Genomic DNA, 17,083 nt, shown 5'->3' with positions numbered 1-17,083 from the left:
ATAATTTATATTAAAGGAATATGTCTTCATTCTGTCATCTCGCAACTGTTATATTTTTATTTCTAATTTTAATATTGTATTAAAATGTTATGCTCACTAATAAAAATGTAGATACCTATGTAAGAAACGTTTATAATTTTAACACTCTTTATTATTATGATGATAAATTATATGTAACAAGTATTGTGTAATTATTCTAGTTAAACAAAAACATTTAAACTACGAACGCCTCAAAAATGCAAGAAAACGATTAACTCAATTAGAAGTAATTTAGTTGAACACATTATTTACTGTATTATCAAGAAAAATCAATACATGTTTATAAATGAATGAAAGATTCTTTAATTTTTTCTCAGTATTTTAGGCTGTATTTATTTATTTATAACACTTAAGGATAGTAGATTGTGTGTATATAGCAATACTAAAACTTATATATGCATGTTTAATAACATAAATTATATTAATTAGATGAGATTTTTACTTAAGATATATAAAATTTACTTTCTGCAGTAATATTGTATATATTTTCTAAAGATTTTATACTGAGTGGTATGTCGAGGTTCAGATGATGATTTAGAGCATTATAAATGTCAAAATATTAAATAATGCTATACTAACAAAAAATATAATCTTATGTTTTATTAATTATTATTTTTTTCTGTAATATTAATTGTTAACATGCAATGTATCATATGAAAATCTTTAATAGCAACTATATGTTTTAGGTTTTTGTATATTCAAGTAAGTCAAGTAAAGTAACTAATTTCACAAATATTTTAAGAAAGCGTAATAGACAAGAACACTAAAAATACAGTTTTTAGAAACCACTATGTTTACTCTGTTATTTTTTAATAATTAGAGTTCTAGTTGAATATATTAAAGAAATTATTTTATCCATATAATTCTTCTATAATGTTTTTCAAGAAAAATATTTATTTTAGTATTTTTGATAAAATTTTATACTATTTTTTTGATCATATCGTAAGTAAATTAATTTTTTTTGTATTTTCAAGAGTTATTGTATGTGTCGTACTAAGATCAATTTTAATGACTATGTTATCTTTTAATATAAATTAATAATTTATATAGATTTTCATATTCTTATTATCATCATTAATGATGATACGAGAGCAAGATTAAAAGTTAATATTATTTTTTATTATCAACAAAAATACATTACATAATATAGATCTATTTTATTAGTATTTTACCAGTATGTATTTAACAATAACTAAAATATTTAATATATAGACATAAAGATTAATACCGATATAATTAAAATTATGTATTTTATTTTTTTAATGTTCTATTAAATACAAATGAGATTAGATAAAAATACTAACATGAATATCATAAAATAATGTTTAATAGCACTAAAAGTTTTAGTTAATACCGGATACGTAGAAAAATATAAGATTTTATAAAAATACGAGTTATAATGTGGTATTAATGAAACTACATAGACAAAAGTACAAATTAACTTATTTATTCACGAATGATAAGATGTGTAAATATTAACTAATAAAAATTGAAATCATCTTTAGTTTTTATTAAATATAAAAATTATAAAGATCTTGAGAAATAGATGACTTATTAGATACTGACTAAATTGAAGATCGAGCGCTTATTAAATAAATTTATGTTCAAATTATATAATGAGAATTATAAGCAATTTTCATATCAATAACATCATACCTTGCTGAAATAAAATATAAATATTTTAAAATAATCTTTATGGTTTATGTTAATAGATCTAATCATATAGATGTAAGAGTATTTTTTTAATAAAACTTCATTTAATCTTATTTTACATTATCGAAAGGCTTTAACATGACTCGAGAAGAAGATTTTTTTGTTACAATATAAAATAGAGTTCATAATACCTTTCTAAAAGATTAGAAAAGTATGAAGCTGTTAATGTATAGTAATTATTATACCATGATTTAGTGATGTTACTATAAATTTTTGTTAACTATTATTAACATATGTTACAAATTATATTAAGTAGTTAAAAGATGATTCTGATTTTTCAAATATCACTATCTTTATATATCGTTGTACAACAAGAAGAACTTACAGTTGTTATAATATTTTTAATATATTGTAATAAAATGAATTCTTATGTTAGTTAACATTTATAAACTGTAGTTTCTTGCAGTTGATAAGTATAGTATGTATCTGTGTTTTTTATATATTCGAATACTAGTTTCCTGCTAGAACACTTTTTATTTTCTAGTATAATGCTATGTATTGCTATTCTAATATTTGAAAAAACTTATAAATAAAATAAAGTATTATGAGACAGTGTTAAAATATTATTATCTTTATTGATATCTTAATAGTAACTGTAGTAATAAGATATTTGATAATTGTTTTTATGGTAAGTATTTTATAAAAGATAGAACTAATGAAATATACTAGTTATTAAGATTAAAAGATTTCTTCTATTAAATAATAAGAAAAGTTCATGTTAAAAGTTTAGCCATGAAATTTTAATAAAATGATAGATCACATTATAAATAAAAGTAGATTAATAACTTGTAGCCTGAATATACTTAAATGTCAGATAATTGGTGTAAAAGACAATAATGATTCGAGTAAAATATTTTTAAATGGTATGTTTCATGTACTCAGAAAATTATTTACATTAAAAAACATAATAAATTTTATATGTTTAATATAATTTATAAGTGTGATATATTGAATATATATTTTATTAAAGCGAAAATATTTTGAATACAAAAGAACAAAAAGAAATATTTAATATTTTTCTTTAATTCATGAATTTTATATTTTTATTTTTTTGTATAAAAATCATACATAAGATTTTTAGATGTACTAAGATTTAGTTGCTTGACGCAAAGTTATTGCGAATTGTTTATTACTATTATTTTTTTAAAAACTATATGCCTTTTGTTTAAGTCTTTATTTGTTAAAGCAAGTATAATATCATTTGAATAATTGATTTTTATTTATCATAACAATAAATATTACACTTACAATATATAAAAAAGAACTATAATAGTGCGAACTGTTAATTAGTATTAATCTCATAATTTGAGTTTTTAAGGGATAATAAATCTATGTATTCTAAATATTAAATGGTGATAACAATTGATTTGGATGAAATTTAGTTATATAATATAATTAAGTGGGTGTATAAACTATTTAATTATGTGCTTTAGCTTACTAAAGGTAATTTAAAACTTATTTATATAATATTGTTTGTATCATCAGGCTAGTCAGAAAAGATCCATCAGTTTTCATGAAGTATATGAATTGAAAGGCTATCCAAAATAATGAATTCAAGATTATTAATTACTTTTCGAGTTTTCTCTTCAAAACATGAACTATAATTTTACAAAAAATAAGAAACATTCTCTTTAAAGAAGAGACGTATTTATAATATTTATTAATATTAGTAGCAGTTTTTGACTGTAAGATATTTTATATGAAAATTAATTACTCTCTTCTTTTTTAACATGATGCATGATCTATATTCTTATTTTATTATATATAATAATAGTGATAAATGAAAGAAGAATTTTATTTCAAGTTAAAATTAATAATTAACTGGCTGTATTTATTACTTATATAAAATTATATTATGAAAATTTTATTTTAATAATGTTTAATGAATTATTTTATACATAAAAGGAAAAGAAATTTTCATTATGTAAGTAATATGCATGATTAAGATCTTTGTACTAAGTGTATTTTGAATATTTTGTTATTGATTATATATTAATTTTCAACAATGCTTGTATAAATAGCTAGTACGATTTTTTTATCATATTAGCGTTATTAGGTTAAATTTATAGTAAGTTTTTCTAAAATATCAACTATATGAACTACACTATATATTTTAGTAATTATACAATAATTAATAAGTGATTCATAATTTTAAAGATAATCTATTTTAGCATGGAGCGTATATTATTAATATTGTATAACAGAATAATATATCATATTAATAATCATATCCAAATGCACTCATATTTTATTAATGACGAGTGGTAGTTAAATTTAGTTAACCTATGTAATAAAATGAAAATATAAAGTATACAACATAAATTTTATATATATTATAGTTTTTTGCATAAAGCTGTTTTTCATAAAAGTGATTATATTAATATGCTCATATCATTCTTCATGAACTTATAGATCGTACACTATATGCGATACTATTATATATTCAATTTTTTTAAAATACGATGATTAGAAATTGTTACTACATACTATCTATATAAATAGATTATATCTATTTTACTATTTTGACTTAGTTAATGGACTGCTATAAACATGATCGCTATTTTTACTATTATACTATATTTGTAGTAGTAGATATTTATTAAATGAAATTTCTATTTTCTGAAAGAAGGCATTTTGCAATTTTATATGATTTTTTTGTTTGTCGACAGAAGAGCTATTTTCTTAGAAACTCATCAGAGAATTACGGAAATAATCTTCATCAGTAATAAATAAAATATTATTTTATATTTTATGGTAAAATTGTATGTTACGACTCATGCTAACAGTTAAAATAATATTATTAATAGTATTAAGAAAAAAATATTAGAAGTTTTTTGATAAAGGTAAGGTATAATTAAAATCCTATTTATTTTAATGCTATAGAAAATAATAATAAATGATTTTTATCTTTGAAATTGTTTATTTATGTAAACACTATATTAAGAGCGTATTAATAATATAGATTCACACTTTTCGTATATTATTTATTATATATTTATTTGAATTTTTACCATTAGAAATACAATAATTTTATATTTTTATATAATTGTTAAATGATTTTCTTTAATTTATATGAGATTGCTAATAAAATTTTTTTTTGAATGTAAAAAATAAATGTAAAATAGATTGAAATACTTATCTATAGAGAACATTAAAGTAACATTCATTATTTTCTTTATGCGAAAATCAAACCTTCTTTATAAATTTTATTAAAATCTTTTTTTAATAAGATAGTGAAAAACGTTAGCATATTTGAATTAAATTGATTTATATATCTCAAGATTATTAAACAGCATTGAGGGAGTACATGAACAGAATAGAATAACGACAATTAAGAACTTTGAGTACCACTCCAAGACTATTCAAGCTAAAAATATTTTAAAAACTACGACGAGAACTGTAAGTGTTTTATGAAATTAGCATTACGTTTTATTTCAAATATTATGTAATGTATTGATGATGTTTCTAAAGCGGTGTATTTTATTGTTTAAATCATTATAAATTATTTAGTGCTCATTTTGTGATTTTGTTAATAAATACGTTAAAATATACATACTTTCTTAATCAAATTCATTTAATGCTACTTAGGCTAAACATTAGTATCATAGATAATTAATACATGAATTAACATTATTGTGATTATTATCTGGTTGATTCAGGAACAATAGGATAAATAACTTATTAGTCCATGTTTATGAATTATTAATTTTCTGAAAATAAGTTGATTAATAATGATTTTTTATTTTGAATGAATATTATTAACAATTGCGTTAAATAATATTATTTTGTTGATTTAATTATTATATTATGAAAATAAAGTTGTAAGATGATACAAACAATACTAGTAATCAGTTTATATGTGAAATTATTCGTTTATTTCGTTCTTGTATCTTCATGTATTCTTCTAAATAATGCTGATAATTGTGTTTATTAAATAGTTTAAAGACAATACTACTATACAGTAGAAAACCGTCTGATATTATTCTCAATAGAATTGATTATTTTCTTGTGTGTCATAAATAATTTAATTAAAATACGTAACTTAAAAATACTGAAAATAGTATTAAATTAAAATATACAGTTGATGAATCGTCAGTAAATAGTGGAGAGGTAAATTGATGAATACAGTTCTTTTTTAACAATTTCTGAAAGAATCAGTCTGAATTATTGAAGTTATACATTATTTTATGATTAAATGTTCAAGTTAGTTTGGTAATAGTGATCTTTATTAGTATTGAACAAAATTATAACATTATCGAAGATTGTCAGTAAAATTATGATTTTCATATTCGTATTTTAACATAATGATATTAAAGAGTGAAATTTGTATCCTTGTGTTAAATTGAATGAATTCATCTTAAATAAAAAACTGGAGAAAAGTTTTTTAATAATGTATAATATTATGATTTTTTTGCCAAAAAACGTTGTTGAATTAAAAAGAAGTACATTTATTATATTCATGATTTTTTACTATATATTTACATAATTTAGAGACATTATTCAGTTAATATGCTCGATAGAGAAAATTATTTTTTATTTTATCGAATATATTAAAAAATTCATCATGTAATACTATTTACCTGTTAGTATATTCTTTCTAATTTAATTAGAAAATTAATTGTTTTCAAGCTAGCATGTTTATCTTATTTTTGTATATGGTTTTATTATAAAATATTGATAATAATCTATTTTATTTTTCATATTTAATTGATGATTAGATATTTTCTTTTTATTAAAAGTATGTTTTACTTGTGATTTTAAATAGTCAAAGTATTATCTTTTTTATTGAACTATAAGACAGTGTGTTTCCACATTCTTATTGATTCAAAAATATAGAATGATAAAATTTATAGGATACTAGTACTGTTATTAGTGCATTGGTGATATATTTCTAAAGACTTTGTATGAATATTTATTTTATGTTTTTTATTGTTTATTGTCATAAAGTTAAGAACTTAACGTTTAAAAGTTGAAATAAATTATTTATTATCAATAATTTATCTTATAGTTCAAAAAACTGCATCTCTTGAGTTTTTAATGAATTTTCTTTTTGTAAAGTAAATTCTAATATTAGCATTTATCTTTTATAAGTGTTTTAGATGATAAGAATTATAAATTCTTCATTCACTTCTTTAAAAATCGAAATGATATAATGCAATAAACTAAACCAGCTAATGAAAACTCATATTATTATAGTATATAATTATGTTTTTAGCTTTAATTATTAGTGAGTTAAATTTTTATATGACTTTAATTTAATTAATTAATCAATTAATTAACACAAATCATAAAATTTTTTAAAAAAACTTAAAGATATAATCTTATAGAACTTTATTAGAACTTGTTAGTTTTTTTGAAACATTGCGAGTATGTAAAAATGAAATGACGTAAATGTTTTATTATATATCTGTCATTTTTTTAATTATTTACTGGTGTTTTATAGAGGAAAAGTCTTATTATGTAATAGATAATGATTTATATTTTTTAGAATAAATTTTTTAGTTTTTGATATGTCTTGTAATAATGTATATATAAAATATTAATTTACTTATCAGAGTTGATTTTTATATGCGGAAGTTTAACTTATTCTTATCGACTTAGTAAGATTTACAGATAATTCAGGGCGGTTAATATCTTTCAGTAAAAAGTGTAAATGTTTTTAATTATCTTCCTAGTAAAAAGAGTTGTTATTATATTATATAGATATACATTAGATAAAATTACATTAATTATTTTCAACAGTATTTATAAATAGTAATTATTATTGTTTCTTAATGGAGAAAATAACTATCAGATAGTTAATGAGTTTTGGAAATCTTGCACTGCATATTAACTGCATATTAAAATATTATCGGAGAAGTATTTATTCGATATATTGTTTAAAAGAAAGTTTTATGATAATATTTACTAGAGCTATTTCAATAATTGTTGACTCAATAGCTATGAAAATTAAATATGTTAACAAACTTCTAGTTTAGATTATTATAGTAATTTAATTTTTCAAGTGACTAAGAATGTTATTTAAGAAAACTAGATTTCATAGCAAGTTTTAAAGCGTCAGTATATTTATTAAAAGATAAAAATGGTATTTGTTAAAAAACAATGTAGATACTACTATAATATTAGAATTAATATATTGGTATCTAATACTAACTTCTCGTAGTGTTATTGTTTTATAAATGATCTATGTCAACAGCTGAAACTAGTAAAAACTGTTATTAACCAACTTAAAATTAAAAGTGGTAATTTGATAGATTAAATATACAACTAATTATTAATGTAAAATTTAGGACTTCAACATTATTTAACTTAATAAAAAATCTAAAAATTTTTATTAGATTAATTCTAGAAATAACATCACAATCAACATGATATTATGAAATTACATCAAAAAAATTGTAGTGTTAAATCTATAGTTTAATCTCGCACTAATATTTTTTATCTTGTATGCTGTTCTAATAAGATTGAGGTATAATTTAATTATAGCTTCAAAATACGAAGAGCGATAATGCTTTTTTATATTTTATATATGTAATAAAGTATAGAGAGATTCTTTTGGATATGTAATTTATATATTTCTTTATCCTTCTCATAAACATCTTTCTGCCTTAATATAACATAAATTATTTAGAAGAGTAATAATCTAGTGATTCTTGGTCTGATTAAATTATACAAAATAACGCTAACTATCTATAATATCAAGGCAATATAATAATTTTAATATATGTAAGAAGTATTAAAGAAGTAAAGTGCTCTTAAGTTACTTTGTGAATATCATTATTATTTAACAAAATACATAGGAGCTTTAGTCATTTTACCTGAATTAAACTAGATCTTTATGATTATTTTTAAATAATGTCTTTTTGACTATAGGTTTAAAATTTGAGTGAGTTTTTTTGGGGTAAGTTCTATTTAATAATCTTATTCTACTTTATTAAATACTTGATGTAAAATAATAATTTTATTTTTACAATATCTGTTGATTTTATTTAATGCAATTAGATTTTGTGTAGTAGTGAATGATTATTTATATACAGTCGAAAGTTATTTTAATTATCTTACTGATTTTAATAACATTAATTCATACTCTGTCAAAAAATTCTCAAATAAATATATTAAATTATATTACAAGAGCAATGCAAGTTCACGATTATGTATTTTATGTTATGTATATAATTAAATTGAATCTTATTAGTTTAATATAAATTCGTAGTTTTAAAATACTTTGATTCTATTTCGTTAGTTTTCACAATGTTTAAAATTGCGATTACTGTTCTTCTTTACATGGTAAGAGAAAGTATATTATTTATTTTAAGTCCTTTAGGATATGATGATTTAATCATCTATTATATTTCGTAAAGATATAAAATAATTATTAACATTATAATAGTATCAAATATTTTATTTACATAAATTCGTGAAATTTATTTTCAGTAAGAGAAACGATTTTTAAAAAATAAATCATCTATCTAAAATATTATTCACTTTTAATTATATATTTATATTAAATAGATAATTGATGTTAGTTAAGAAAAGAAATTGTCTACTTAAAAATAAAACATTAAAGCTTCTGAAAGTTAATTAAAATATTAAATTTATGTTATTTCTATGTTAGAATCACATAACATAGAATGAGAGTCTTATGCGTATCCATTCACATTAGTGATATCAATTAATATATAGCAATAAATTAAATTCTTATTGTTCCAAAAAAAGAAATAATACATTCTATCAAAATGATTTTTTTATAAATTGTGTTGAATACTGCTTTTTTAATAAAAACAAGTTTTTTAATATTTATACATTTATACAACACTTTTGAAAACAATGCCCATAGATAGCATTTAATCTTGTCAATTCAATGTTAAAATATGCTTAATGAAGGTTATATATAGAATATTTGGAATATTAAGATTACTTTTGATTTATTTAGAAATGCTAACGTATAAATACAACTCGTAAAACTTCTATTATTAAGGGTTGTTAGTTCTATATATTAAGTAATGTATTAAGATAGATCTCACAGCATATTCTGTATAATTTTATAACTGAATAACAATTTTAGGGATCAACAATTCTGTTATAGTTTTTATTCTGCGCAGGAATTATTTGTATGCATAAATGCTAATGTCTGAGTGGGTTATAGTTACATAAATGAAAATATTTAAATAATATGTACGATAAACTCAACTAATTTTTTGAGATCATAAAATTTAATGTATTCTATATTTTTAAAGTTTTTTAGTGTTAATTTTTTAAGGTATATCAAGTGAGATAATGAAATATATTCTAAGAATATAAATATTTTATGCGCTATTTTTATATTTTGAGTGGATAAATATAGCTGTAATAATTTTTTATTTTTTTACAATAATTTTAATCAGTTTTTAAGAATTATATTCGAATTTTTGTATATCTATAGATGATCAAATATCAGATCAACGTATTTTCATTTATATAATGAGTCGTATAAAAATTATAGATATGATTAATCATGCAATATTTGAACTCTTCTAAATATCTCATTCTATTATTATTAATTTTTTTTATTTGATGAAATAAAGCTATAAGAAATTTTTTCTATACTTCATATTTAAAAGATATTGATAAGTTAGAAAAATATTATTTTAGTATGTAATTGTATTACGTGAAAATAAATTTAAATTATCTACTAATATAACAGTTTATGATATTAAGAATTACTCAGATTTGCAAGGTATGATAAATTACATTTGATGCATAAAGGAAATTAAATGGCTGAATTTAGTTATCTTAAAAATCTAATTATACAGGCTGGTTACACATTACAACAAGTCTCTAATGCTTGTAATATAGCTAAAAATTATTGCAGCCAGTTGATTAATAATAAAATTAAAAATCCAAGCGCTCATAGTCTTTCCAGACTGCATCGTTTTTTTAATTTAGAGTGCTTGAATACACCAAGAACAATTGGCATTGTTTTTGGTAAGTTTTATCCATTACATACAGGTCATATTTATTTAATTCAGCGTGCGTGTAGTCAAGTCGATGAGCTACATATTATTCTTTGCTATGATGAATTACGTGATAAAGAAATTTTTATTAACAGCTCTATGTCGCTTCAACCTACAGTTAGTGACCGTTTACGTTGGCTTTTGCAAACTTTTAAGTATCAAAAAAATATTTATATTTATTCTTTTGACGAGAAAGGTATTGAGCCTTATCCACACGGTTGGAAAGTATGGAGTGAAAAAATGAAAGATTTTTTTAAAGAAAACTACATTTATCCAAACTTTATTTATTCTGGTGAAATTAATGATGTGCCTAGGTATAAAAAAAATTTAGGGGTAGAGACGATTCTTATTGATCCTAAACGCACTTTTATGAACATCAGTGGAAGTCAAATTCGTCAAGCACCTTTTCATTATTGGGACTATATTCCAACTGAGGTGAAGCCTTTTTTTGTGCGTAAAGTTGTTCTTATTGGTGGAGAATCTAGTGGAAAATCAACCCTTGTTAATAAGCTTGCTAATATTTTTAATACTACTAGTGCTTGGGAGTTCGGGTGTGATTATGTATTGTCTCATTTAGGTGGTAACGAGATAGCACTACAATATTCTGATTATGATAAAATTGCGTTAGGGCATGCACAATATATTGATTTTGCTGTTAAATATGCAAATAAAGTTACTTTTATTGATACTGATTTTATTACGACTCAAGCTTTTTGTAAGCGATATGAAGGTAAAGAACATCCCTTTGTTCAGGCGTTAATTGATGAGTATCGGTTTGATCTTGTAATTCTTTTAGAAAATAATACACCCTGGGTTGCGGATGGTTTACGTAGATTAGGAAGTGAGAATGATCGTGATGAATTTCAAGCTTTACTAGTTAAAATGTTAAAGAAAAATAATGTTGAATTTGTTCATGTTCACTCTCCAAATTACGAGAGTAGATTTTTAATATGCATTTCCCTTGTTCAAAAATTACTTATGCTTGATGAGCAACCTATAAATACATAAATATATAAATATACATTTTAAATTTTTTCATTATACTTAAAATATTACTTAAGACTATAAAATGATACTTGAGTATAAGTATACTAAGTTTATTAAATATATTTATGATTTCTTAAATATTCTATGACTTTTAAAAAGTCAAAGTAATTATTCTTACTTTTTTAATGAAATAATTTTACTATATTACTTAGTAAGTAATGATAATATTTTACATATTAGGTTGTTTTTATATTTTTGTTGAAATGAGAAAGTCTTTAGCAGTAAACATCAGTTCAGTTAAAAATGTTTTTAAAAAAATTTATTACTAATTTGAAGAAAATAAAAGTATATCATAAACAATTTAAATATAAAATGTTTATGTATTATTTGATTGTCTTTGAAAAAAAAGATTCTAACGTAGAATCTTCTCTTTTAGAGAAGATGTTAAAATATAGTAGTGAAAAATTTTTTATAAGTAGCGCTTGGGGTATTATTACTATAATGTTTATGTTCATTTATAAATAAGTGTGTTAAGCATATAGATACGAATTATTTAAAATTTATAGTATAGAAAAGTTTATTTTTATTAAATAATGTGCAGAATAGATGTTTTAAGATTACTTATTTATAGATAATAATGCTAGATAGCATAATGTGAAAATAATTTGATGAGTTTTAAAATATATAAATTACTTTTATATATGAATAATATGTTTTTTTAGATAATTATTATACAAGTGTAGTAATTAGGGTAGTGTTTTTATTATTCTCTAGGAGAAATGTGTAAGATAGTAAAAGTTATAACCTCTATATTATAAGATTCCATTCTTAAATATTACATCATTTAAGATATGTTAGTTAAAAATATTTTAATATAAAAATTATAAAAATTACTCTATATCTAAATTTAGTTTTTTTAATTTAAAATTTGTTATTTTGTTGTTACACACAGATTTTAAATAGGTTCTAATAACAATTTGCGTAAACAAGATAAATAAAATCTGAAAATAATTACTCGTTATTCCCTTGATATGTATTTAAGAATGCTTTGCCTAATGATGAAGTAATCATTACAATAAATTATTATTAAACTTACCGTTTACTTATAAAATATTTGAGCCTTATTAAAAGTGAAAATTATATTGCTTGTTAATTTTTATACTTATTTATAAGTTACTAAAAAGAATTTTAAAATAGATATGTAATATTTTATAGACATTTAAGTTATAGAAAATTTTCAGTTAATTTAAAATGAATCATAAATAAAATTGCAAAAAAATAGAAATGAATATTAGATTAATTTAAATATATTACTTTTAAGAAAAATACGAAAACGTTACGTTATACATTTTTGTAATAAAAGTAACTTTATTTAATATAAATACAAATTTTTAAATCAGTTTATAATCGATAATGTTTTTCCATTAATCATAGTATTTTATCTTAACAATAATTGATTATAATGAACTTAATAGTTTTTAAGATCATTTACTGTATTTCCGATTATAATAAAAGTGATTATTTATTAAATAAATATTATAATAATACGCGATTATCTATAAATTATTGAAAATGCTAAAGATTTAGTATGAGAAAATATTTGAGACCATTGGACATTATGTTAATATTTATATAATAAATTTAATAAAAATAAACATATTAGTTAATTATATGCTCAAAAATCAGTCTTGAATATAATTAAAGTTCATTGCACTAAAAAGAATAAACACTGAAATATGTTAAAATCTCTAAATTATGCGCTCGATACTTTTCAAGAATAATTATTCATATAATTAATTATTTTATTTAATAAAATCTATACAATATAATCATAAAGACTATATTATAATGTAGCACGATGTTTTTATTTAGTATTATGACATAATCTGAAAAATCTATTTTCTCTTTTTCATCAATAAAACATAAAGACTAATTTCTTAACTGTAATTTATGGAGATTATTAGTCTTCAATAATTCATACGTAAATATAAAGTACCTTTAGTACAGTGATTTCTTAGATAGTAGTATATAACATATGAGAGATATTTCAAAGCTATAGTGAAATATGATATAATAATTATTAGTGAATTTGTTGATAACACAGAAGAGATAGTAAATTTTTAAAACTAAAGATACAGAAAGATGCGCTATATATCAAGATAGTGTTAAGATTTAAATATTTATTTTTTAACCATGTATTTTTTTATAATTTCAGTGATAATATTTTTTTCTGAGATCAACATGATTAATAATACACATTTAATTTTTTTCAATAATTTATATATTATTTATTATCATTTTCTTCAAGGCTATGTCGGTATAGTTGTTATCGGAGATCTGTCTTTATTCTTACTAAGAGTATAATAGATCCACAGTTTATTCGTCGACAAGTTTATGGTAATATATTAGAAGCGCATATTAGTCAAAAGTTTAAGAAAAATATAGATATCAAATATTATAAATAAAGCTTGTGTTATTGGGAACGTGTATAAAGGCAACGTGCTACTCATAGGTTAGACTTATGATTTCTTTAGTTGAATAAGAAAAGAAGTAGCAATAAATATAGAAAAATCTAATACTGTGTATAATGAAGTTCATCAAAAGAACCCTATTAATTTAGGTGCGGTTTTAAAAGATCTTTAGCTAACTACTAAAATTAAGTTACAAACGCTTATGATTAATAGTTTTAAATTCATTAAACTTAAAAATTATTACTGAACATTCTCAAGTATTTTTATTAGGTATTTTAACTTAACAAGAATCTTATATTTTAGAAAAAATGGCTAGGGTAATATCTAGTATTAGTCGTGTCACGACAAATTTTATTTATCTTCATGAATTATAAATAATATAGTAAATAGTTTAGTAATTGATTGGTTTTGATTTTTAAAGTTATTATTTAAGCATGTTGCGTTAAAAATTTTTTATAAATTCAACATGTTTAAATGTATAAAATAATTTTAATTTTATTGATGTAAACTTTATTAGATGCTTGTTGTTATAACAGTGTTTTAAATTATATCTTGTTATGATAACAGAAATAAATATTTAACAATCTATGAAAAAAATCAGTGTAACTATTTTTTATTATCTTTATTTTATTTTAAGTCATAATAACAGTATAATACATGACATTAAGATAAAACTTCAGTAATGAAGAATAATTTTTGTTTTTACTATTACTACAATTAAAAAAATAAGTAAAATCTAACTGAATTTATTTAGCTAAAATATTATATATAAGAAAAACCGAATTGAACTCAGCTATTATTTTATTTTTAGTTATTATAATAAAATATATAACTAGTATGTATATAAAATAACTATCTAAAAAAATTATACATAAATTAATAAAATTAAAATTTTATTGGGGTATCATATGTAAAATATCATTAGACGTTAACTGATTGTGCTTCACGTAATAGTTTATTCAAGTTTTCAAATATAATTATTTGATAGATTTTATTAGCATTAGCAAATCTGTACAGTAGTGAAGTAATCGAGAAATGTTTTAAAATTAAACTTTTCTTTCTTAATACCTGAAAAAGCGTTTTTTGTAAATTTTAGTATATAAAGTACTATATTATTTCTATAGATATGAAATAATTGTATTATTAATGCAATAAGATTCTGAGTGATGTTATAAAAATCTAGATTATATTACTATTTTAATATTTTCACATAGAACAGCTAAGAGAAATATAATCAAAATTTAGTTTATCATATGTTAAAAATATAGTTAGTAATATCTGCATGAACATTAGTCAAAATATATATATAATTTTTGAATCATTTGTGCAGTTAAACGTTAGAAATGTCGTAATATTTTATGAAAATGTATAAATAAATAAAAATTTTTATTATTAACTAAGTATCTTTGTCCATACATTAAAATTACTGTCGTATTATTTTAATAACAACTGATAATATTAGGAATACAAAGTACATTAATTTTAGTATTCACAAAAAAATACTTAGATATCTGAGTGTGTGTGATTAAATTATATTGATACGTATAAAAGATGTTTGGATAACATTTCATGTTAAATTATTAAGCTTAATAAGGGCACCTAAATACATCACTAAATATAAAAGACATTTCAATATGTTCGTACATATTGTAGCATGTTTAGTGTTGAACATTTTTGATGTCATACATTTTCTTTTTTATAAATATCATGATATTCAATAGAATACTAATCTTTTTAAGATATTGAAAATCATGCGAATTCACTTAGTGAAAGTTATATTTTTATCATGATCAATGATTATTTTTTATTTTTTAAATTATAGTGCGCCTTTATATCTTTTAGTTATTAGATTAATTTTATATATCTCAAATGTTTTTTAATTGTCTACAGATTTGTTTTTACATTTACAAATGATTTTAATGTGTTCTTATATTGATCGCCTGCTTTGTTATGCGTCTTATTTTTTTATTTCTATGTAGATAAAAGATTTATTGATAGTTTTTAATTATTGTAGATATACTATAATTAAATTTATTAAATAAGTATAATTTATCTTTTTTATCAGTCTGATGATATCATGCCATCTTCTTTTGAGAGATTAATTATTTTATCTTAATTATTATTGATTAGAAAAATAGTTTAATGCTTCTATAACTATTAAAGATTACGTTATTTATCATTACTCAACTTTATTTTAATAATTATGATTGCGGGTTATTTTTTGAGTATCATAATACTTATTAGTCCTTAAAAATAAAAATATAAAGAGTAATATTTATTTTTTCTGTTATTTATATGATTTTTCTTTTTAATATTAAATTTTATAATGTTAATACTGAAAATAAAAAAATAATAAGTTTTATCAATGAATATTGAACCACTAAAATTCATTTTATTATAGTGTAATTAATATAATTGTATATTAAATCAGGTCGTGCAACTTTACATAAAATAGATAACATTGAGTGCTAAAAATGAATATTATATTTTAGTTCAGTAATTTAAGTATAGTTAAGTGAAAAAGTTTTCTATATAAAGTTAATCAATTCAAAAAATACATTACAATAAGAAGAATCATCAATATTGAGTCTAAAACAATCGCCTGAGTGACACAAGAAATATTGAAAATTTTTTACATTTTTAACACGTTCAGCATAATATTAATGCTATTTTCTTATAATTATTTTAGGTATTAACTAACGAATATTAATTTAGAAATTATCTAAAAAATAAAATTACTTTATAAAAAACGTTATATATTATGAGTATACAGAACTTTAAAAAATCTTATTGTATTTAAATCGTCCAGAATAGTTTTACAAGTGCAAAAGCACATAAAAATTTTAGAATCTTGGTCATTACTGAATATTATTCTATTTT

General features: G+C 20.6%; 1 protein-coding gene. It reads left to right on the top strand.

Annotated features, from left to right (window positions below):
• The first annotated feature begins 10,505 nt into the window (after positions 1-10,505).
• Positions 10,506-11,753, top strand: coding sequence for a multifunctional transcriptional regulator/nicotinamide-nucleotide adenylyltransferase/ribosylnicotinamide kinase NadR (gene nadR / locus GFV14_RS03510; protein WP_457914280.1), 1,248 nt, complete (start codon positions 10,506-10,508; stop codon positions 11,751-11,753).
• Positions 11,754-17,083: the final 5,330 nt, after the last annotated feature.

The organism is Candidatus Hartigia pinicola (genome assembly GCA_020541205.1).
In the GTDB taxonomy this organism is placed as follows: Bacteria; Pseudomonadota; Gammaproteobacteria; order Enterobacterales; family Enterobacteriaceae; genus Hartigia; species Hartigia pinicola.
Note: the sequence above shows the minus strand (reverse complement) of the source record. Positions and strands in the feature narration are given on the sequence as shown.